Source organism: Aquabacterium sp. (assembly GCF_035476535.1).
Lineage (GTDB): Bacteria > Pseudomonadota > Gammaproteobacteria > Burkholderiales > Burkholderiaceae_C > Pseudaquabacterium.
The window spans coordinates 1-20,433 of the sequence record NZ_DATILJ010000057.1 but is presented as its reverse complement, the minus strand read 5'-3'; the positions used below and the strand labels follow the sequence as shown (position 1 = coordinate 20,433).

Genomic DNA, 20,433 nt, shown 5'->3' with positions numbered 1-20,433 from the left:
TGCGTTTCAGTCCAGTGCGCCCCAGCCGGTGGCCAGGCGCCGGTAGCGACCATGCTGGTCAAGCTCCGACAGCGCCACTTCCTCTCCGGTCGCTTCGATAACACTGCCACCGAGCTTGCGAATGGCGGCAGGCGTTGCCTTGAAGGTGGAGACCGTCGGGTTCTCGACGTGAGCCCCATCGGTGTAGAAGCTGAAGACCTTGACCGTGGCATCGTCGTGCATGGGGATCTCCGACAGAAAGACAAGTCGGCGGCACCCTGGCGGTACGCAGCCGATGACAGTCTAAGCCGTTGCGATCCCCGGCCTGTCGAACAACCCTGATCCGCATCACGTCAGGACGAGATGGCGAATCGAGTGTCAGCGACCGGCCGCCTACGGCAGCGCGTAACTCGTCAGCGCCTTCGGAAACTTCAACAGCCAGATGCGCGTGCTGCGATCGATGTCGTTGCCGCGCGTCACGCGCACGCCGACCGCGCCGGCGGTGCAGGTGCCGTCATGGAGGATCACGCCGTTGATGTCGACGGCGCAAGCCGTCGGGTCGCCGTCGATCAATTTGCCATTGGCGTCGACCAGGCTGGTGCGCAGGCCGAAGTCGCTGTCGTTGATCAGCGCCAGCGTCTGGGCGTCGACGATGGCCAGGCCCTCGGCCTTCTCGGCCTTCCAGCCGGCGGCGTTGAGGTCCATCAGCACGGTCTTCTTCAGCTTCACGACATCGGCCCAGGCGGTGGCGCTGGCGGTGCTGCCGTCGATGCTGTTCTTCTCCAGTTCGATGCCGATGGCAGCGATGTCGGTGGCGCCTGCCGGCACTTCCACCAGCATCAGGAAGTTGCGCACCGTGCCGGTCGCATCGGCGCCCTGCTCGATGACGATGAATCGACCGCCGCCCAGCGACAACAGGTCGCCCAGCTTGGCGCTGCCGGTGCGGTTGCGGTCCCACTTGCCGCCGCTGGCGGCCAGCGGATAGGCCAACGGGTAGGCGTAGAGCCTGGAGACTTCAGTCTTCGGATCGAACTCGATCCAGCGCGCGAAGGGCGCGAAGTCGCGGATCTTGACCTTGTCGTCCTTCTTGCCGTCCTGGTCCAGGTCGGCCGCGTCGACAACTTCGATGCTCTTGCCGGCCGCGTCCAGCGGGTCGATCGGGCTTTGCAGGAAACCATGCAGCTTGCTGCTGGAGAGGTCCATCGCCAGGCCCTCCATGCCGCGGTTGGCACGGCGGTGCTTCAGCATGTCGGGAAGGCTGCCGGGCGACGTGCCTGGCGCATAGCGCTTCTGGATCACGCCGGTCGCCGCGTCGATGCGCACGATGAACGGGCCGTACTCGTCCGAGGTCCAGAACACCTTGGCGACGCTGTCGTAGACCAGGCTCTCGCTGTCCAGACCCTGGGCGTCGAAGGCGCCCTTGCCGCTGTCGTATTTCAGCGCATCGCTCAGCGGAATTTCGGCGCTGCTGCCGACACTGCCGAAGGGCAGCGGCCGGCCGCTGAGGCGGGTGTCGGCATCAGACTTCAGCGGCATCAGCGCACTCAGCACTGCGCCCTTGGTGCCGACGGTGATCGTGCCGATGGACGGCGTGAAGCTCGGTGCCGGGAACATCTTGGTGATGCTGGTCAGCACCGCGTTGTCCGGCCGCGGCGCGTTGGGGCTGTCGCCGTTCGGGCCGCGGTCGGTGATGCCCCAGAACTCCAGGCTGCCGTCGGCGGCCTTGCCCTTGAAGGCCAGGCCGGAACCCACCGCCGGGTAGAAGCCCTTGGGAAAGTCCTTGCGCGACGCGGCGTGGCTGCCCTCGTAAGGCACGTACAGGCTGTTGTCGGCGCGCAGCTGGTACTTGGTGATCATCACCTCACCACCGGCGCTGGCCTGGCTGCTGCGGCTGGTCTCGGTCTTGCCCATCTCGCTGGCCAACGTCGACTCGAAGTGCTCGACCGCCGCCAGGCGGCGCGCGGCACCGAGGCTGCGCGCGCTGTAGGCCTGGCCATAGACATCGGTCTGGCCGCCGGGCAGTAGCGCCTTCAGCGCAGTGTCGAAGGCGTCGGCCGCGGCGTTGAAGTCCAGGCTCTTGCCGACCAGCGCGTCGGCCACGGCCGCGGTGATGCGGATGCCATTGGCCGGATCGTCGTCTTCGTCCAGCGCCTGCAGGAAGACCAGCCGGTTCTGCAGTTTCAACTCGCTGAGTGTGGCGGTGCCAGCCAGGTCGGCGGCGCTGATCATCGCGCTGCAATCGGCCGTGCCCAGGCTCACGCCACCCACGCTGAAGGCCAGCTTGTCGCCCGGCTTGCAGCTCAGCAAACCGTCGGCGCCAGTGCGCCCACTCAGGCCGGACGGACTGGCGCTGTACTGCGCGCCTTCGACGGCACCGTCCAGCAGTCGGGCGCTGATGGCGGGCGTTTCGGCGTCGTCGCTGCAGGCAGTCAGTAGCAGCAGGCTCAACAGAGACAGCAGGGGCGTGCTGGAGTTCATGGTGGTGGTGGGTGGCCAGGGGCCACGAGTCGAGCAACCGGCGACGGTAGCGGCGCTCGGTGACACGCAGATGAACCGCCGGACGTGAGGCCTGCGGCCTTGCCATGCCATGCGCCTGGCAGCCGCACGTGCTTCATTGAGAAGCGGCATCAAAGGAATATACTGTTTATACAGTTAATTCGAGGTGAGCTTGTGCGCATGTTCCCCGGTGCATCGAACCCGCCGCCGGGCGGCTGAATGATGCTCAGCGTCCTGGGCTGGTGGCTGTTTCTCTGCGCCGTCAGCGCGCTGAATGTGGCGGCCTGGCTGGGCAGCGCCAACGCGCTGCGGCGGCGGCAAGCGGTGCTGCCGCCGCAGGCCTATGACATGCGCCGTTTGCAGCTGCTGCTGTCCGCTGGTTATGTGCTGGGCTGCGCCTACCGTTCGGTGCTGCCGGTCTACGACGTGCCGCGCCTGTGCCTGTTCGATTCCTGGCTGTCCAGCGTGATCGTCGGCCGCTCGGTGGCGACGATCGCCGAGTTGTGCTTCGTCGCCCAATGGGCGCTGATGCTGCGGGAAGCGTCCCGCGAAACCGGCAGCGCCTTCGGCAGGCAGGCCTCGCGCGCCGTGCTGCCGCTGATCATGCTGGCCGAGCTTTTCTCGTGGTATTCGGTGCTGACGACATCCAACCTCGGGCATGTGGTCGAAGAGTCGCTCTGGGGCTTCAGCGCCGCGCTGTCGGTGGCCGCGCTGGTGCTGATCTGGCCGCGCTGCGACGCGCGCCAGCGCCCGCTGATGGCGCTGTGGTGCGTGGCCGGGCTGGGCTATGTCGGCTTCATGTTCGCGGTCGACGTGCCGATGTACTGGTCGCGCTGGCTGGCCGACGAAGCCAGCGGGCGCAGCTACCTCGGCCTGCTGCAGGGCGTGCTCGACACGTCCGGGCGCTGGGTGGTGTCGCACCGCTGGGACGACTGGAAGAGCGAGATGCCGTGGATGACGCTGTATTTCAGCGTCGCGGTATGGCTGAGCATCGCGCTGGTGCACGCACCGGTGCCGGGTGCCGGCAGCCGTCCGCCCGGGCCCCTTCGTCACACCTGAACCCATCCGAGAGGCCCGGCCGACATGTGCATGTCATCTCGGCGCCCTAGGCTGCAGGGTCGATCGCGGGATGGTCGACAGGAACCGACACCATGCGCATCGCCCTGATTGCAGACACGCACCTGTCCGCCCGCTCACCCGAGTGCGTGGCGAATTGGCATGCGGCACGCCGCGCAGTAGAACGGCTGGGGGCGGACCTGACCGTCAATCTGGGCGACATCACGCTGGACGGCCAGATGCACGGCGACGAGCTGGCATTCGCCTCGGGTCACACGCGGCAATGGCCCACCGAAGTGCGCTGCGTGCCCGGCAACCACGACGTGGGCGACGGCTCGGGCGAACAGCCGCTGGACGAGCGGCTGCTGGCGGCCTACGAGCGTGTGTTCGGCCCCGACCGCTGGGTGGTCAAGGCCGGTGACTGGAAGCTGCTGGGCATCAACGCGCAGCTGCTGGGCACCGACTCGGCGCAGGAGGCGGTGTTGTGGGAGTGGATCGCGAAGCAGGCCGCCCCCGCGGCTGACCATGCGCACACCGCCCTGTTTCTGCACCGCCCGATGCTGCGCCCGCAAGCCGGCGAACTCGCGCGCAAAGGGCGCTATGTGAGCCGTGCTGCCGCCGAGCGCCTGCTCCAGGGCCTGTTGCAGCCGACGCTTCGACTGGTGGTGTCAGGGCACACGCATCAGTACCTGGACACCGCGGTCGATGGCGTTCGCCACCTGTGGATGCCATCGACGGCCTTCATCCTTCCGGACGACATGCAGACCCGGATCGGCGAAAAGCTGGTCGGCATCGGCCTGCTCGAGCTGAGCGGCAGCGCCGCCGGGTTCGACCTCTGGTGTCCCGACGGGATGAGACGACACGACGTCAGCACGCTCGAATTCTTCCGGGCCATGGCCCACGACGTGGCGACGGCGAAAGCAGCCTAGCCAAGCGCACCGCCGCCGCCAGCGGCAACAGCCGGTGCGATGCCGCTTTACTTGGCCTTCTTCGGCCGGCCGGTCTTGATTTCCGGCACCACGCCCAGCGCTTCCAGCAGCGCCGCGTCCGGCAGCGTGGCCAGCAGCTTGATGCCGGCGCGCAGCACCTCGCTCTTCTTGGCCGGGCGGGCCAACTGGACCAGACGCTGCTTCAGCGTGTCCAGCACCGCGTATTCGGCGCGCGGGATCGTGAAGCTGTCGCGCACCAGTTTCTGCTTGGCCGGCTTGGGCGCCGCAGCCGCCTGGGGCTTGGCTGCCTTGGCGGGAGCCGCTTTCTTGGCAGCCACCGGTTTCGGCTCGGTGGCCGGCTTCAGTTTGACCGCCGGTTTCGGCTTGGCGCCTGGCTTCGGCTTGGTGGTCGCTTTCGTTTTGGCGGCCGGCTTTGGCTTGGCGTTCCGGTTCGGCTTGACTACCGGCTTCGGCTCAGCGGCCGCGCCTGTATCCACGGGCTTCATCGCCGCGGGCTGCTCGGCCGCCGACGCCTGGGTTTCCGGGGCCGCGGGGGAGGTCTGGGCATTGGCCATGCGCGGTGATCCTTGAACAGAGTAAACGGTATAAACAGTATATCCATACCCATCCACTCCGATCGAGTGGCGCTCACTTCGCGCCGACCCGCGCCCAGTGCCCATCACCTTGACGATCGCGATCGCGCGCTCTTCGCGGCGGGGGCCATGAACGCCGACCGCCCCTTGGCCATGCGCTCCAGCTGCCGGGCGATGTTGCCGCAGACCAGGTCGCACAGCGCATAGACCGACGCGTCGGCGATGCTGTAGTAGGCACTGTTGCCGCGGCTCTCGCGGCGGACCAGGCCACGCTGGGTCAGCAGTGCCAGGTGGCGCGAGATGTTGGCCGAGCTGTAGCCGCACAACTGGGCCAGTTCGCCCACGCTGCGCTCGCCCTGGCGCAGCAGGTTGAGGATCTGCAGGCGCGTCGGCTCGGACAGCGCCTGGAAGTACGCCGCCACCTGGGCCAATGCCTCTTCGGGAAGACCTTCCATGGGAGGACAAGCCGGATGTTGAACAGTCGCCATGATGCCTCGCTGCGCCCTGCTTTGCTCGCTCTTTGCGTAATATCCTACTTGACTATTTAGCTATGTACGCAAATACTATCGACATCCCGTGATCTTGATCCTGGCCTGCGAGGCCCGGCACAGCTTGGACGAGGCCCCATGCAAGCGATTCCACTCCGCCATCTCGCCATCGCCGCATGGCTCGGCCTGGCCGCGCCGACTGGGGCGCTGGCGGGGGAGCTCGCTGCCGTGGCCGCCCAAGCGGCTACGGGCAGCGCCGCTTCGGCTTTTGATGGTGTGGTCGAAGCGCTGCGCCAGACCGTCGTCGCCGCGCAGGTCCCTGGCGCCGTGGTCCGGCTCGATGCCAAGGCCGGCGACCGCGTGGCTGCCGGCCAGGTGCTGCTGCGCATCGATGCACGCGCGGCGGATCAGAACGCCGCCGCCACGGATGCGCAGGTGCAGGCCGCGCGCGCCTCGCTGGAGGTGGCCAGCAAGGACTTCGATCGCCAGAAGCAGCTCTTCCAGAAGAACTACATCAGCCAGGCCGCGCTGGAGCGAGCCGAGTCCGAGTTCAAGTCGACCCAGGCACAGGTCAATGCCCAATTGGCGCAAGCGGGCGCTGCGCGCACGCAGAGCGGCTTCCACATCGTGCGGGCGCCCTTCGCCGGCGTCATCGCCGAGGTCCCGGTGTCGCTGGGCGACATGGCGATGCCCGGTCGCCCACTGCTGACCCTGTACGACCCCGCCGCCCTGCGGGTCACCGTCGCGGTGCCGCAAACGGTCGCCGCCCGCATGGCCGCGGGCCAGTTGCCCCGCGTCGAGCTGCCGGGCCTGCCGGCGGGGAGGCAGTGGGTGACGCCGGTGCGTTTGCAGCTGCTGCCGACGGTGGATCCGGGCACGCACACGGTCCAGTTGCGCGCCGACCTGCCTGCGGGCGTGGCCGGCGTGGCGCCAGGCATGTTCGCCCGGCTGTGGCTGGCCGTCCCGGTGGGCGGGGCCGCAGCGGCCGGTGCGCCCCTGCTGGTGCCGTCACCGTCCATCGTCCGCCGCGCCGAGATGACGGGCCTTTACGTGCTGGACCCCAACGGCAGGCCGGTGCTGCGCCAGGTGCGCCTGGGCCGGGCGGACGGCGACAAGGTCGAGGTCCTGTCGGGGCTGATGCCCGGCGAGCGTGTCGTCACCGACCCGCAGGCCGCTGCCCGCATCCGCTGAAGCTGGCAGCCCGTCCCGACCATGTCCTCACCGTCCCATCCCGCGGCCCTGGGCGCTTCCGGCCGCATCGCGGCCTACTTCCTGCGGGCGCAGATCACGCCCTTGCTGGCGCTGGTCGCGCTGCTGCTCGGCCTGTTCGCGGTCGGCGTGACACCGAGAGAGGAAGAACCACAGATCAACGTCACGATGGCCAACGTGCTGATCCCCTTTCCGGGTGCGGCGGTGCGGGATGTCGAGCAAATGGTGGCCGGACCGGCCGAGCAGGTGCTGGCGCAGATTTCCGGCGTCGAACACGTGATGTCGGTGTCGCGCCCGGGCCTGGCCGTGATCACCGTGCAGTTCAAGGTCGGTGTGTCGCGCACCGAGGCGCTGGTTCGCCTGTACCACACGGTGAACTCGAACGCCGACTGGCTGCCCAAGGGGCTGGGCGTGCTCGATCCCATCATCAAGCCCAAGGGAATCGACGATGTGCCGATCGTCACCTTGACCCTGTTCAGCACGAGCCCGGCTGCCGGTCCCTTCGATCTGGAGCGGGTGGCCCACAGCGTCGAAGCCGACCTCAAGCGTGTGCCCGGCACGCGCGAGGTCACCACCATCGGTGGTCCGGGCCGCGCGGTGATGGTCGAGCTCGACCCGGCCGGCATGGCCAGTGTCGGCATCACGGTGGCCGAGCTGCGCCAGGCGCTGCTGTCGGCCAACCTCGGGCTGCCGGTCGGCGAGCTGATCTCCGGCAACCGCTCGGTGGCCATCGAGGCCGGGCCGTTCCTGCGCCAGGCCAGCGAAGTCGCCGACCTGGTGGTGGGCGTGCGCGGCGGCAAGCCGGTCTTCCTGCGCGACGTGGCGCAGGTGCACGATGGGCCGCTGCCGCCGAGCCGCTACGTCTGGCATGGCGTGGCTGGCAAGCACGCCGCAGCCCCTGCGGCCCCGGCGGTCGAGTACCCGGCGGTGACGCTCTCGGTCACCAAGAAGCCCGGCGAGAACGCCATCGATGTCGCCAACGCGGTCATGCGCCGCGTCGACGCGCTGCGCAACACGGTGATCCCAGGCGACGTGCAGGTCGCCGAGACCCGCAACTACGGCGCGTCGGCCAACGACAAGGCGCAGAAGCTCATCACCAAGCTGCTGTTCGCCACCGCTTCGGTCGTTGCGCTGGTGTTCCTGGCACTTGGCCGGCGCGAGGCCGCCATCGTCGGCAGTGCCGTGATCCTGACGCTGACGGTGACGCTGTTTGCTTCCTGGGCCTGGGGTTTCACGCTGAACCGGGTGTCGCTGTTCGCGCTGATCTTCTCCATCGGCATCCTGGTCGACGACGCCATCGTGGTGGTGGAAAACATCCACCGGCACCAGGCGCTCCATCCGGGCCGCACGCTGACGCAGATCATCCCGGGCGCGGTGGACGAAGTCGGCGGTCCCACGATCCTGGCCACGCTGACGGTCATTGCCGCGCTGCTGCCGATGGCCTTCGTCTCCGGGCTCATGGGCCCGTACATGAGCCCGATCCCGATCAATGCCAGCATGGGCATGCTGCTGTCGCTGGCGATTGCCTTCATCGTGACGCCATGGCTGGCCAGGTTGTGGATGAAGGCCTCGCCCGACGTCGCCGCTCCCACCGATCTGCAGGGCAGCCCCGCGGCGGCCCACCACGGCCTGTCGGCCCGCATCGCGCCGGCTTTCGAGCGCCTGTTCCGCCCCCTGCTCGACGAACGGCGCGGCGCGCGCCATCGTGGCCTGCTGGGCCTGGGCATCGCCGCGCTGATCGCCGTGTCGTTGGCACTGCCGGCCACCGGCGGGGTGCTGCTGAAGTTGCTGCCTTTCGACAACAAGTCGGAGTTCCAGGTCATCGTCGACATGCCGGCCGGTACGCCTGTCGAGCAGACGGCCGCGGTGTTGCACGCGTTGGGCAACTACCTCGTCAGCGTCCCGGAGGTGAGCGACTACCAGGCCTATGCCGGTACTGCCGCGCCGATCAACTTCAATGGCCTGGTGCGCCAGTACGACCTGCGCGCCGGGGGCGACGTGGGCGACCTGCAGGTGAACCTGGTCGACAAACACCTGCGCAAGGACCAGAGCCACGCTATCGCCACACGTGTGCGGCCCGAACTGCAGCGCATCGCCAGCCGCTTCGGCGCGAACGTCAAGGTGGTCGAAGTGCCGCCCGGCCCGCCGGTGCTGTCGCCGATCGTTGCCGAGGTCTACGGCCCCGAAGCCGCCGGCCGCCAGCAGGTGGCGAAGGCCGTGCGCGCGGTGTTCGAGAAGACGCCGGGCGTGGTGGACGTCGACGACAGCAGCCTCGCTGCGGCGCCCAGGACACTGCTGCTGGTGGACCGCCGCAAGGCCGCGATGCTGGGCGTGCCGCAGCAGGCCATCGTCACCACGCTGCGCGCCGGGCTGGCGGGCGAGGCCACCGCCTATCTGCATGACCAGAGCAAATACCCGGCCGCGGCAGTGCTGCGGCTGCCGCCGGAACGCCAGGGCGACTTGAACGCCTTGCTGCAGCTTGCCGTGCGCAGCGCCGAGGGCAAGCTGGTGCCGATTCGCGAACTGGTGAGCGTGAGCGACACGGTGCGCGAGCAGCCGCAGTACCACAAGGACCTGCTGCCGGTGAGCTTCGTCGTTGCCGACATGGCCGGCGCGCTCGACAGCCCGCTCTATGGCGTGTTCGCGATGCGCGGCGAGATCCAGAAGATCGCCACGCCGGGCGGCGGCACGCTGCAGGAATACTTCATTCGCCAGCCCGAGGAGGCCTACCGGGACTACGCCATCAAGTGGGACGGCGAATCACAGATCACCTACGAGACTTTCCGCGACATGGGCGCGGCCTATGCAGTCGGCCTGGTGCTGATCTACCTGCTGGTGGTGGCGCAGTTCGGCTCCTACCTCACGCCGCTGATCATCATGGCGCCGATCCCGCTGACCATCATCGGCGTGATGCCGGGCCACGCGCTGCTGGGCGCGCAGTACACGGCCACCAGCATGATCGGGATGATCGCGCTGGCCGGGATCATCGTGCGCAATTCGATCCTGCTGGTGGACTTCATCAACCTGCAGGTGCGCGACGGCGTGGCCTTCAAGGACGCCATCGTCGCTTCGGCGATCACGCGCGCCCAGCCCATCGTGCTGACCGGCCTGGCCGCGATGCTCGGTGCCTTCTTCATCCTCGACGACCCGATCTTCAATGGGCTGGCCATCTCGCTGATCTTCGGCATCTTCGTCTCCACCGTGCTGACGCTGGTGGTGATTCCGGTCCTCTACTTCATGGCCTATCGCCACCGTCTGGACGCCATCACCGGGTCCGGCGACGCCGAAGCCGACGCGGCGCAAGCCAACGCTGCCAAGCCTTCCAAGCCCTCAACTCACGGAGCAATCACATGACTTCCTGGCAAATCGTCCGTCTCGTCGCCGGTACCTTCATCCTGCTGTCGCTGGCGCTGGGCATCCCCGGCAGCCCGGTCTTCATCAGCCCATGGTTCCTCGGCTTCACGGCCTTCGTCGGGGCCAACCTGTTGCAAAGCGCGCTCACCAAGTGGTGCCTGATGGAAACCATCGTGCGCAAGCTCGGCGCCCGCGAGGGGGCGTGAGACTCGCTCGATCGGCGGCTTCTCAAGCGCGTGCTAGGGCAACTGCGAGAGCAGGTGATCAGGCCTGCACCGCCGACACCGCGCCCTCGCGCACCAGCGCATCGCCCAGCCGCAGCACGTCGGCCACCAGCTCGCGCGCCTGCGCCATGCCGGTGCGCGCGCCGACGAAGCAGGGCCGCAGCGCGAGCCGGCCGCCGACGCTGGTCGTGCTGGGCATGTTGCGGTTCTCTCGCATCAGGCGGCGGTGCAGCTGGCGGTTCAGCGCGTCGAGGTCGTCGATGTCGGGCGCGACGTAGCGGAAGCAGCAGATCGACAGCGTCGGCTCCAGCAGCAGCTCGAGGTTCGGGTGCGCGCGCGCCATCTGCGCGACGGCGGTGGCCATGTCGTTGTGGCGGCGCACGCGCTGGCGCAGGCCCTCGACGCCGATCTCGCGCAGCAGCGCCCACACCACGACACCGCGGCTGGGCGCGCTCAACTCGACGCCGAAGTCGAAGTACGGGATGCCGAAATCGTCCATCGAGTGCAGCGTCGCGGGCTCGGCCGCCGGCCCGGTCACCGACCCGATCGCCGGAGTCTGCACGCTGCCCTCGAGGTAATGCGCCGGCTCCTGCGTGAACGCGCGCTGCAGCAGCGCGCGGTCGCGCACGAAGGTGGCGCCGATGCCGACCGCCGCGCCCAGCCACTTGTGCGGATCGACGATCACCGAGTCGGCGTGCTCCACGCCCTTGTAGAGCGCGGCGATGCGCTCGTCCAGCACGCCGGGCAGCCCGTACGCGCCATCGACGTGGAACCACAGCCCCTGCGCCCGCGCGAGCTCGCCGAGGCTGGACAGCGGATCGATCGCGCCGGTGTTCGTCGTGCCCGCGTTGGCGACGATGGCCATCGGCAGCACGCCGGCGCGGCGGTCGGCCGCCAGCGCTTCGCGCAGCGCATCGACGCGCAGGCGGCCGCCGCTGTCGCAGGCGATGGCGCGCACCGCGCGGCGGCCCAGTCCCAGCACGCCGGCGGCGCGCTGCACGGTGTGGTGGGTCTCGCTGCTGGCATAGATCGCGACTGGCCGGTCGAGGCCGTCGGCCGCCGGATCGCGCCCGCGCTGTTCGAACAGGCGCTGCCGTGCCGCGCCCAGCGCCAGCAGGTTGGCGGTCGAGCCGCCGCTGCTGTAGACGCCCTGCATCGCGCCGAGCCCGAAGGCTTCAGCCAGCCAGCGCAGCGACAGCTCCTCGAGGAAGTTGAACGCCGTCAACCCGTAGCGCTGCGGCGACGCGACACCGGCTGCCGTGGCGGCGAGCGTCGCGACGCTCGTCGCGCCGGTGGTGATGAAGCCGCTGAAGCCGGGCCGCGGTATCGCGGAGCCGTAGGGCACGACCTCGTGCAGCAGCTCGTCGACCACCGCGTCGGCGCCGATGCCGGCCTGCGGCAGCGGCGTGTCCAGGCGCGTGCGCCAGCGTGCGCTGTCGTGCAGCGCGTCGGGATGCTGGAAGCTCAAGTACGCGTCCAGCCCGGCGCCCAGGCGCTCGAGCAAGGGCCGCAGGCGGCCGGTTTCGGCGGCGTCAGCAGACGACATGCTCAGGCCGGCACGGTTTGCGGCACCGGCGCGGGGGCGGCCGAGATCGACGCGGCAATCGCACGCTCCTCGTCGTTCATCTCGATGTCGATGCCCTCGAACAGCGGCGTCGACAGGTAGCGCTCGCCGGTGTCGGGCATCATGCAGACGATGTGGCTGCCCGCGGGCGCACTGCGCGCAACCTCCAGCGCCGCGGCCAGCGTCGCGCCGCTGGAGGTGCCGACGAAGATGCCTTCCTGCGTCGCCAATGCGCGCGCCAGGCGCATGGCCTCGGCGCCGTTCACCTTCACGATCTGGTCGACCAAACCTTCGTTGATCGCGGCCTCGGTCAGGCGCGAGATGAAGTCCGGCGACCAGCCCTGCATCGGGTGCGGCTTGAAGGCCGGATGGCTGGCGCTCGGCTGGCCGTCGGCGCCGCGGGGCTGCGGGATGCCGCTGGACAGCACCGGCGCGACGTCGGGCTCGGCGGCGACGATGCGCACCGCGGGGTCGGCCGCCTTCAGTGCGCGCGCCACGCCCAGCAGCGTGCCCCCGGTGCCGAAGCCGGAGACGAAGGCATGCAGGCGCTCGCCGGCAAAGTCGTCGAGGATCTCGCGCGCCGTCGTGCGGGTGTGGATCTCGGCATTGGCCTCGTTGTCGAACTGGCGGCACAGGAACCAGCCGTGCTGCTCGGCCAGGGCGATGGCCTTGTTCAGCATGCCGGTGGCCTTCTCGGCCGCCGGCGTCAGCACCACGCGGGCGCCCAGGAAGCGCAGCAGCTTGCGGCGCTCGACGCTGAAGCTCTCGGCCATCGTCAGCACCAGCGGGTAGCCCTTCTGCGCGCAGACCATCGCCAGGCCGATGCCGGTGTTGCCACTGGTGGCCTCGATGACCGTCTGGCCCGGGCGCAGCAGGCCGCGGCGTTCGGCGTCCTCGATCACCGCCAGCGCCAGCCGGTCCTTGACCGAACCGAGCGGGTTGAACGACTCCAACTTCACGTGCAGATGCACGCCTTGCGGAGCCAGCTTGTTGAGACGGACGATCGGTGTGTTGCCGATGGTTTGCAGGATGTTGTCGTAGCGGGGCATGAAGAGTCCTCGACGGGTGGAAGGAAGCGCCGGAAGCGTCCGGCGGCAGCGCACTGTGCGCAGCGCCGCGTTCCACGCGCGTTCCTCGGCGCCCGCCGGGGGATACTTCGGCGCACCATGGCGGACCTGCGCTTCCAGCTGTTCGGCGTGCCGGCGGTCGAACACGGCGGCCGCACGCTGGTGCTGCCTTTCGAGCGCCGCAGCCAGCTGGCGGTGCTGCTGGCGCTGCGGCGCCAGTGGGTGCCGCGCACCGAGGTCGCGGCGCTGCTGTGGCCCGAGCTGAGCGACAAGCAGGCCTTCGCGAACCTGCGCAAGACGCTGTTCCGGCTGCCCTTGCTGCCCTGGGCGCAGGCCGTCGTGACCGAGACGGTGGCGCTGCGCTTCGACGTGCCCACCGATGTCGCCGCCTTCGAGACGGCCCTGCACGAGGGCCGTGCGGCCGAGGCCCTGGCGGCCTATGGTGGCGAGCTGCTCGACGGCTTCGACGACGGTCAGAGCGAGGGCTGGACGCGCTGGCTGGGCTTCGAGCGCGACCGCCTGCGCGCGGCCTGGCGCCATGCCGCGCTGGCTTGCCTGGAGGGCGGCGCCCTCGATGCGGCGGCGGCGCTGGCGCTGGCCGCGCGCTTGCTTGAATCGGACCCGCTGGACGAAGCCGCGCTGCAGCACCGCATGAACGCGCTGGCCGCCAGCGGCCAGGCCGGCGCGGCCCGTGCGGCCTACCGGCAGTTCGTCGAACGCCTGCAGGCCGACCTGGGGCTGGAGCCGGGCGCCGCGCTGCGCGCCTTGCACGACAGCCTGGTCTCATCGGCCGCGCCGCACGCGAGCGCATCGACCGCACCCGCCGCCGCGCCGGCCGCCGACGACGGCTTCGTCGGCCGCTCCGGCGAGCTGGCGCGCATCACCGACCTGATGTCGCGCGACGAATGCCGGCTGCTGTGCCTGGTGGGCCCGGGCGGCGTCGGCAAGTCGCGCCTGGCGCGGCGCGCGATGCAGCTGCTGGCGCCGCAGCATGCCGATGGCGCGGCGTTCGTCGTGCTCGAGGACGTCGAGACCGCCGCGCAGTTCGGCCTGCGCCTGGCGCAGGAGGCCGGCGTGGCGACCGGCCAGCGCAGCGGCGGCGCGCTGGATCGTGCGATCGACGCGTGGCGCGACCGACAGCTGCTGCTGGTGCTGGACAACTTCGAACAACTGGCCGATCAGGCCACGACGCTGGCACTGCTGCTGCAGCAGTGTCCGCGCGTGAAGGCCATCGTCACCTCGCGCGTGCGGCTGCAGCTGGCCGACGAGTGGTTGCTGCCGATCGAAGGCCTGCCCTGCCCCGATCCGGAAGACGGCGACCGCGTCGAGGCCTTCGACGCGGTGCGGCTGTTCGTCAATGCGGCGCGGCGCGTCGAGCCCGCGTTCTCGCCCGGTCCCGACGCCGCGTCCATCGTCGACATCTGCCGCCAGGTGGATGGGCTGCCGCTGGCGCTGGAGCTCGCGGCGGCGTGGGTGCGCGTGCTGTCCTGCGCCGACATCGCGCGCGAGCTGCACCAGGGCACCGAGCTGCTGCGCGCCGCCGATGCGCGCCTGCCGCAGCGCCATGCCAGCCTCGAGACGGTGTTCGAGCACTCGTGGCGCCGGCTCGGCCCCATCGAGCGCGAGGCGCTCGCCCGGCTGTCGGTGTTCCATGGCGGCTTCTCGGTGGAGACCGCACGCGCGGTGGCCGGTGCCTCGCTGCCGGTGCTGGGCGCGCTGGCCGACAAGTCGCTGTTGGCCAAGGACCGTCAGCCCACAACCCAACGCATGCGCCTGCATCCGCTGGTGCAGCAGCTGGCGGCGCTGCGGCTGCAGGCACTGGACGCTCACGCGGCGACGCAGGACCGGCATGCGGCGCACTTCCACGGCTGGCTGCAGCAACTGGAGCCGGGCGCCGCACGCGGCCGGCGCGAGGCGCTGCGCGCGATCGACGACGACTTCGAGAACGGCCGCCGCGCGTGGATGCACTCGATCGTGCGGCACGACGCCGCCGCGCTGCTGCGCGTGCTGCCGGCCTGGCACCACTACTTCGAGCACCGCGCGCGTTTCGAGGACGGGCTGGCGCTGTGGCGCGCGGCCGCGGATTCGCCGCTGGCGGCCGCCCACGACGTGCTGCGCGCCCGCGTGCTGGGCCAGTGCGCGCTGATGGAGATGCGACTGGCGCGCTACGCCGACGCGCAGGCGACGGCAGCCGATGCGCTGACGGCGGCGCAGCCCTCGGCCGATCGGGATGCGTGTTACCAGGCGCTCGCGGTGCAGGCCGGCTGCGCGCACTACGCCGGCCGCTCGGCGCAGGCGCGCGAGACCTACCTGCGCGCGCTCGACCTGGCGCGTGCGCGCGCCCATGCCAGCGACATCGCGTCGACGCTGGACAACCTCGCGCTGTGCGAGAAGCGCCTGGGCCACTACGACGAGGCGCTCGGCTTGGCGCTGGAGGCGCTGGCCGAGCACCGCCACCACGGCGACGACGCGCGCCTGGCGGTGTGCCTGAACAACCTGGGCTCGCTGTACACCTTCCTGGACCAGGACGATGCGGCCCGGCAGCACCTGCTCGAGGCGCAGGCGCTGTGCGAGCGCCACGGCCTGGTCAGCACGCGCGCCTTCGCGCTGGCCAACCTGAGCGACCTGGCACTGAAGGCCGGCGACGTCGGCGCCGCGCGGGCGTTTGCCGAACAAGGCCTGGCCGGGGCCGAGGCCGCCGGCCTGCGCTCGCTGGCCGCCTGGCTGCAGGTGCACCTGGCGCGCATCGTGACGCGGCAAGGCGCGCTCGGCGAGGCGCGCACGCTGCTGGCGGACGCCGCCGAGGTGACGCTCACTTTGGGCATGCAGTCGGTGAAGCCGTCGGTGATGATGGCCTTCGCCGAGCTGCTCGACGCGCAAGGCCATGCACGCACCGCGCGCCGCGTGCTCGGCTTCGCAGCCGCCGAGCCGTCGCTGAGTGCACCCGATCGCGACGAGCTGCTCGCCGCGTGGACACGCCGCCGTCCGCCGCAGACGGCCGACCCGCCCTGGCCCGGATGGCCTCTGTCCGAGCTGATGCAGCGCATCGTCGCCGAAGCGCCGCTGGCGCACGCCCCGCTGATCGCCGACCTGGCTTGAACACGGGCAGCGCGCCTGCCGCGCCGCGCCGCGGCGTGGAACGCGCATGGAACGCGGCCCTGCGCACAGTGCAGGCTCTCCAAGCTTCTCATCGAGACCTCACCATGACCCCCGTTCGTTCCCCTGCCCTGCCCTGTTTCGCCGGCATCGCGCTGGCCGTCCTGCAATTCGCGTCGCCGGCCCATGCCGACGCGGTCACCGACTGGAATGTCAAGGCCGGCGAGTTCATCGCCGAGGCCAAGCTCGGCACGCCGCCGGCCATGCGCGTGATGGCCGTCGTGCAGACCGCCGTGCACGACGCGGTGCAGCAGGTGCCGCCCGCGGCGCAGGACGCCGCCGTGGCCGCCGCGAACCGCGCGGCGCTGTCGGCGTTGCTGCCGGCGCAGAAAGCGGCCATCGAAGCGAGCTACACGGCGATGCTGGCGGCCCTGCCCGATGCGCCGGCGAAGGCCACCGGCATCGCCGCCGGCGAACGTGCGGCCGCCGCCGTGCTCGCCGCACGCGCCAAGGAAGCGCCGGTCTTCGCGGCCGCCGATGCAACGCGCCCGCACATCGGCAACCAGCCCGGCGTCTACGTGCCCACCGCGCTGCCGGCCGCCACCGCGTGGCCCGCACGCACGCCGTGGGTGATGGCCAGCCCGTCGCAGTACCGCCCGGGGCCGCCGCCCGCGCTGACCAGCGACACCTGGGCCCGCGACTTCGACGAGATCAAGGCCTACGGCGGCCGCGACAGCACGCGCCGCAGCGCCGAGCAGACCGACATCGCGCGCTTCTGGGACTACTCGCTGCCGGCGATCTACCACGGCGTCGTGCGCTCGGTCGCGCTGGCGCCGGGGCGCGACATCGCGGCCAACGCGCGGCTGTTCGCGACGGCGGCGCAGGCGATGGACGACGCGCTGATCGCCGTCTTCGATGCCAAGCACCACTACCGCTTCTGGCGCCCGGTGACCGCGATCCGCAATGCCGACCTCGACGGCCACGACGCCACCACGCGCGAGGCCGGCTGGCTGCCGCTGATCGACACGCCGATGCACCCGGAATACCCGAGCGGCCACAGCATCCTGGCCGGCGCCGTCGGCGCGGTGCTGAAGGCCGAGGTCGGGTCTGGCCCAGTGACGCTGGCCACCAGCAGCCCGACGGCCAAGGGCGCGACGCGGCGCTGGACGCGCATCGACGACTTCACCAACGAAGTGGCGATGGCGCGCGTCTGGGGCGGGCTGCACTACCGCTCGACGAACGACACCAGCCTGGTGATGGGCCGCACGATCGGCGAGCTGGCGGTACTGAAAGCGCGTGCCGCCGCGGCGCAATAAACGCTGTCGGATGTGGTTTGTGTCTCAGCTGATCATGCTCGTCAGCATCTCGAGCTTGCCCGCATAGGGTGGACGACCAAAGGCCTCCATCGGGTTCTCGGCGGCCTGGCCGTAGACGCTGCGCTCATGGCTGAAGGCAAGGAACGAGTAGACCCCGTGATACGAACCCAAACCACTCGGCCCCACGCCGCCGAAGGGCAAGCCGGGCTCCGCGACATGGGCAATCACGTCGTTGATGGTGACGCCCCCCGACGACGTGCGCGCCAGGACCGCGTCGACGAACGCCGCGCGTCGGCTGAACACATACAGCGCCAGCGGCTTGCCGCGCCCGTTGACGAAGTTCACCGCGTCGTCGATATCTTCGTAGCTCAGCACCGGCATGATCGGGCCGAAGATCTCTTCCTGCATGATGGCGGCGTCGCGCGGCACGTCGACGAGGATGGTGGGCGCCAGGCGCCGCGAGGCCAGCACCTGGCCGCCCAGCGCGATGCGGGCACCCCGGCCCACCGCGTCGTCGATCAGTCCGGCGAGCCTGCGCAGGTTGCGCTCGTTGACGATCTGGCTCAGGTCCGCTTCGTTCAACGCCCCACCGACGTGCAACGATGTGCCCACGTAGTGGGCGACCTCGGCCACGAACGCGTCGCGCTGCGCGGCCTGCACCAGGACGTAGTCGGGCGACAGGCAGATCTGCCCTGCGTTCATGTACTTGCCCCAGGCAATGCGCGAGGCCGCCTGGGCCAGGTCGACGTCGTCATCGATGATGACAGGCGACTTGCCGCCGAGCTCCAGCGTCACGGACGCCAGGTGCTTGGCCGCCGCGGCCATCACCCGCTTGCCCACCTGGGTGGAACCGGTGAAGAAGATGTGGTCGAAGGGCCGTTCGAGCAGCGCCGCGGCGATCTCGGGGCCGCCTTCGACGACGGCGACTTCCGCCTCTTCGAAAGTGGCGCGCAGCAGGCGTGCGCAGACGGCACTGGTCGCGGGCGTGATTTCGGACGGCTTCAGCACGCACACATTGCCGGCGGCGACGGCGCCCACCAGCGGCTGCAGCAGCAACGCGAAGGGGAAATTCCAGGGCCCGAAGATCAGCACTTGGCCCTTGGGCTCGCGCAGGATGCGCGCCGTGGCGCCCGGCGCCGCAGAGGCGCTGGGTTGCACCTCGACCGGCTGCATCCATTGCGCGAGGTGGGCCACGACGTGGTCGATCTCGCCCAGCAGCGCGGCGACCTCGCACGCGGCCTCGAAGCCCGGCTTGCCGAAGTCCTCGGCCATCGCCGCGACCGCGGCCGGCAAGTGGGCCACGACGGCCGCGCGCAGCGCCTGGAGCTTGGCGATGCGTTGCTCGGCCGAGGTCGCGCGCACGCGGTGTTGATGCGCATCCTGACGCGCAAACAGGCGGTCGATGTCGTGGGCGGTGGCGGTCATGGTCGTCTCCTGTTGGCACCTGGCATGCAGATCACCGGCTTGATGGCGCGGCCGGTCTCGGCATCGTGGGCGGCTTCGTTGATCTGGGCGAAGTCGTAGAACTGGATCAGCCGATCGAACGGAAAGCGGCCCTGGCGGTAGAACTCGATCAGTTGCGGGATGAAGCTGTCGGGCACGCTGTCGCCTTCCACCACGGACTGGATCACCGCGCCGCTGAGCAGGTCGCCCAGCACCAGCGGCAGCGGCGCGTCCATGCGGCCCACGCCCAGCAGCGCCACCTGGCCCCCGCGCCGGACCGAGCGGATGCTCTGCGCCACGACCTCGGGCACGCCGGTGGCTTCCACCGCGCAGTCGGCGCCGGCGCCGGTGATGTCCTTGATGCGGGCCAGCACGTCGTCCTCGCGGGCGTGCAAGGCATGGGTCGCGCCCAGCTCCCGGGCCAGGGCCAGCCGGGCCGGGTGCACGTCGACCGCGATGATGGTGGTGCAGCCCGCGATCCTGGCTGCCATGACGGCCGACAAGCCCACCGCGCCGGCGCCGAACACCACCACCGAACTGCCCGGCTGCGGCTTCAGGTGGTTCAGGATGGTGCCGGCGCCCGTCTGGATGCCGCAGCCCAGCGGGCCCAGCAACTCCAGCGGCACGTCATGCGGCACCTTGACCACGTGGCGCTCCCGCACCAGCGCATGCGAGGCAAACGACGACTGGCCGAAGAAGCAGCCGTTGATGTCCTGGCCGTGCTGATGGTGAGTGCAGGAGCCGTCAGCCCGCCGGCCCATGAAATTGGCCGGCAGGAAGTTGTCGCAGCGGGCGGGCGTGCCCGCCTCGCACGCCGGACAGGCGCCGCAGGAGGCGAAGGACAAGGCCACCGGGTCGCCGACGGCGACTTTGCTCACCGCCGAACCCACCGCGATGACCACGCCCGAGCCCTCGTGCCCCAGCACGTTCGGCAGCGCCGGGAAAGGGATGACGCCGTCACGCACCGACAGGTCGGTGTGGCACAGCCCGCAGGCCACGATCTCGACCACCACCTCGTCGGGTCGCGGGGCGTCGAGCTGCACCGTCTCGATGCTGAAGGCCGCCTTGGGTTCGCGCAGCAGCGCCGCCTGGATGTCCATGTGTCGTCTCGTGTTGTGGGGGTCGCGACTGGCGCTCACAGCGTGGCCGCGAGCCGCACCGCCTGGTTGATGGCCCGCTTGGCGTCCAGCTCGGCGGCCTCGTCGGCGCCGCCGATCAGGTGCACGCGTGCCTGCGCGCCGTGCAGGCCGCCGGCGAGCGATCGTTGCGGCAGCTGGCCGGCGCAAACGATCACGTGGTCCACCGCCAGCAGCCGTTCCTGGCCGCTCACATGGATGTGCAGGCCGGCATCGTCGATGCGCCGATAACTCACGCCGGCAATCATCTCGACGCCGCGGTTCTTCAGCGCCGCGCGGTGGATCCAGCCGGTCGACACGCCCAGGCCTTCGCCGACCTTGGAGGCCTTGCGCTGCAGCAGATGGATGCGCCGCGGCGAGGCCTCGACACGCGGCGCGCGCAGGCCGCTGTGCGGGCCGGGGCGCGTGTCCACGCCCCATTCCGCGTAGAACTTGTCGGCATCGAGCGCCGCAGGATCGCCGCTGGGGCCGCTGGGGCCGCTG

General features: G+C 70.3%; 15 protein-coding genes and 1 pseudogene. 7 read left to right on the top strand and 9 right to left on the bottom strand.

Annotation, left to right across the window (positions count from 1 at the left end; genetic code table 11):
• Nucleotides 1–6: 6 nt before the first annotated feature.
• Nucleotides 7–222 (bottom strand): hypothetical protein, encoded by a 216-nt coding sequence (locus tag VLK61_RS05940; protein WP_325419232.1) that lies wholly within the window; start codon nt 220–222, stop codon nt 7–9.
• A gap of 150 nt (nt 223–372) precedes the next feature.
• On the bottom strand, nt 373–2,457 hold the full coding sequence (locus VLK61_RS05935) for an esterase-like activity of phytase family protein (RefSeq protein WP_325419231.1): 2,085 nt from the start codon (nt 2,455–2,457) through the stop codon (nt 373–375).
• 237 nt (nt 2,458–2,694) lie between these two features.
• Here VLK61_RS05935 and VLK61_RS05930 point away from each other — a divergent pair, with 237 nt between their 5' ends.
• Both VLK61_RS05930 and VLK61_RS05925 read left to right on the top strand, forming a co-directional pair.
• A complete protein-coding gene (locus tag VLK61_RS05930; RefSeq protein ID WP_325419229.1) occupies nt 2,695–3,534 on the top strand; it encodes a hypothetical protein in 840 nt (279 codons plus the stop codon).
• A 92-nt stretch (nt 3,535–3,626) separates the two neighbouring features.
• Nucleotides 3,627–4,460, top strand: a complete 834-nt coding sequence (locus VLK61_RS05925; RefSeq protein ID WP_325419227.1) for a metallophosphoesterase family protein — start codon at nt 3,627–3,629, stop codon at nt 4,458–4,460.
• Between the two features lie 47 nt (nt 4,461–4,507).
• Here VLK61_RS05925 and VLK61_RS05920 read toward each other — a convergent pair whose 3' ends face one another.
• On the bottom strand, nt 4,508–5,035 hold the full coding sequence (locus tag VLK61_RS05920) for a hypothetical protein (RefSeq protein WP_325419225.1): 528 nt from the start codon (nt 5,033–5,035) through the stop codon (nt 4,508–4,510).
• A 104-nt stretch (nt 5,036–5,139) separates the two neighbouring features.
• Entirely contained in the window at nt 5,140–5,508 is a 369-nt protein-coding gene (locus tag VLK61_RS05915; protein ID WP_325419223.1) for an ArsR/SmtB family transcription factor, read from the bottom strand.
• Between the two features lie 171 nt (nt 5,509–5,679).
• Here VLK61_RS05915 and VLK61_RS05910 point away from each other — a divergent pair, with 171 nt between their 5' ends.
• From VLK61_RS05910 to VLK61_RS05900, 3 genes are read left to right on the top strand one after another with little or no spacing between them, the layout of a single operon-like run.
• Entirely contained in the window at nt 5,680–6,732 is a 1,053-nt protein-coding gene (locus tag VLK61_RS05910; protein ID WP_325419221.1) for an efflux RND transporter periplasmic adaptor subunit, read from the top strand.
• Between the two features lie 21 nt (nt 6,733–6,753).
• Complete coding sequence (locus tag VLK61_RS05905) at nt 6,754–10,104, top strand: efflux RND transporter permease subunit (protein WP_325419219.1); 3,351 nt, start codon at nt 6,754–6,756, stop codon at nt 10,102–10,104.
• Nucleotides 10,101–10,310 (top strand): YgaP family membrane protein, encoded by a 210-nt coding sequence (locus tag VLK61_RS05900; RefSeq protein ID WP_325419217.1) that lies wholly within the window; start codon nt 10,101–10,103, stop codon nt 10,308–10,310. Before VLK61_RS05905 ends, VLK61_RS05900 begins: the two co-directional genes overlap by 4 nt.
• Nucleotides 10,311–10,368: 58 nt before the next feature.
• Here the strand turns inward: VLK61_RS05900 and VLK61_RS05895 are convergent, their stop codons facing one another.
• Entirely contained in the window at nt 10,369–11,874 is a 1,506-nt protein-coding gene (locus tag VLK61_RS05895; protein ID WP_325419215.1) for a pyridoxal phosphate-dependent decarboxylase family protein, read from the bottom strand.
• 2 nt (nt 11,875–11,876) lie between these two features.
• Complete coding sequence (gene cysK / locus VLK61_RS05890) at nt 11,877–12,941, bottom strand: cysteine synthase A (RefSeq protein ID WP_325419213.1); 1,065 nt, start codon at nt 12,939–12,941, stop codon at nt 11,877–11,879.
• Nucleotides 12,942–13,058: 117 nt separating this feature from the next.
• Between cysK and VLK61_RS05885 the strand changes: the two genes are divergently transcribed.
• Together VLK61_RS05885 and VLK61_RS05880 are read left to right on the top strand one after the other, a co-directional pair.
• A complete protein-coding gene (locus tag VLK61_RS05885) occupies nt 13,059–16,058 on the top strand; it encodes an ATP-binding protein (protein WP_325419211.1) in 3,000 nt (999 codons plus the stop codon).
• A gap of 104 nt (nt 16,059–16,162) precedes the next feature.
• Nucleotides 16,163–17,371 (top strand): vanadium-dependent haloperoxidase, encoded by a 1,209-nt coding sequence (locus tag VLK61_RS05880; protein ID WP_325419209.1) that lies wholly within the window; start codon nt 16,163–16,165, stop codon nt 17,369–17,371.
• A gap of 24 nt (nt 17,372–17,395) precedes the next feature.
• On the opposite strand, the gene VLK61_RS05875 is transcribed toward VLK61_RS05880, so the two are convergent.
• The 3 genes and pseudogenes from VLK61_RS05875 to VLK61_RS05865 all read right to left on the bottom strand — a co-directional run.
• Nucleotides 17,396–18,796 (bottom strand): aldehyde dehydrogenase family protein, encoded by a 1,401-nt coding sequence (locus VLK61_RS05875; RefSeq protein WP_325419207.1) that lies wholly within the window; start codon nt 18,794–18,796, stop codon nt 17,396–17,398.
• Nucleotides 18,793–19,914 (bottom strand): NAD(P)-dependent alcohol dehydrogenase, encoded by a 1,122-nt coding sequence (locus VLK61_RS05870; RefSeq protein WP_325419205.1) that lies wholly within the window; start codon nt 19,912–19,914, stop codon nt 18,793–18,795. The genes VLK61_RS05875 and VLK61_RS05870 overlap by 4 nt, the downstream gene beginning before the upstream one ends.
• A gap of 35 nt (nt 19,915–19,949) precedes the next feature.
• A pseudogene (locus tag VLK61_RS05865) lies at nt 19,950–20,433 on the bottom strand (2,4-dienoyl-CoA reductase); the annotation flags it as partial.

Coding starts and splice junctions, on each gene's coding strand:
- VLK61_RS05940 (WP_325419232.1), bottom strand. CDS start 222: ATGCACGACGATGCCACGGTCAAGGTCTTCAGCTTCTACACCGATGGG.
- VLK61_RS05935 (WP_325419231.1), bottom strand. CDS start 2,457: ATGAACTCCAGCACGCCCCTGCTGTCTCTGTTGAGCCTGCTGCTACTG.
- VLK61_RS05930 (WP_325419229.1), top strand. CDS start 2,695: ATGATGCTCAGCGTCCTGGGCTGGTGGCTGTTTCTCTGCGCCGTCAGC.
- VLK61_RS05925 (WP_325419227.1), top strand. CDS start 3,627: ATGCGCATCGCCCTGATTGCAGACACGCACCTGTCCGCCCGCTCACCC.
- VLK61_RS05920 (WP_325419225.1), bottom strand. CDS start 5,035: ATGGCCAATGCCCAGACCTCCCCCGCGGCCCCGGAAACCCAGGCGTCG.
- VLK61_RS05915 (WP_325419223.1), bottom strand. CDS start 5,508: ATGGAAGGTCTTCCCGAAGAGGCATTGGCCCAGGTGGCGGCGTACTTC.
- VLK61_RS05910 (WP_325419221.1), top strand. CDS start 5,680: ATGCAAGCGATTCCACTCCGCCATCTCGCCATCGCCGCATGGCTCGGC.
- VLK61_RS05905 (WP_325419219.1), top strand. CDS start 6,754: ATGTCCTCACCGTCCCATCCCGCGGCCCTGGGCGCTTCCGGCCGCATC.
- VLK61_RS05900 (WP_325419217.1), top strand. CDS start 10,101: ATGACTTCCTGGCAAATCGTCCGTCTCGTCGCCGGTACCTTCATCCTG.
- VLK61_RS05895 (WP_325419215.1), bottom strand. CDS start 11,874: ATGTCGTCTGCTGACGCCGCCGAAACCGGCCGCCTGCGGCCCTTGCTC.
- cysK (WP_325419213.1), bottom strand. CDS start 12,941: ATGCCCCGCTACGACAACATCCTGCAAACCATCGGCAACACACCGATC.
- VLK61_RS05885 (WP_325419211.1), top strand. CDS start 13,059: ATGGCGGACCTGCGCTTCCAGCTGTTCGGCGTGCCGGCGGTCGAACAC.
- VLK61_RS05880 (WP_325419209.1), top strand. CDS start 16,163: ATGACCCCCGTTCGTTCCCCTGCCCTGCCCTGTTTCGCCGGCATCGCG.
- VLK61_RS05875 (WP_325419207.1), bottom strand. CDS start 18,796: ATGACCGCCACCGCCCACGACATCGACCGCCTGTTTGCGCGTCAGGAT.
- VLK61_RS05870 (WP_325419205.1), bottom strand. CDS start 19,914: ATGGACATCCAGGCGGCGCTGCTGCGCGAACCCAAGGCGGCCTTCAGC.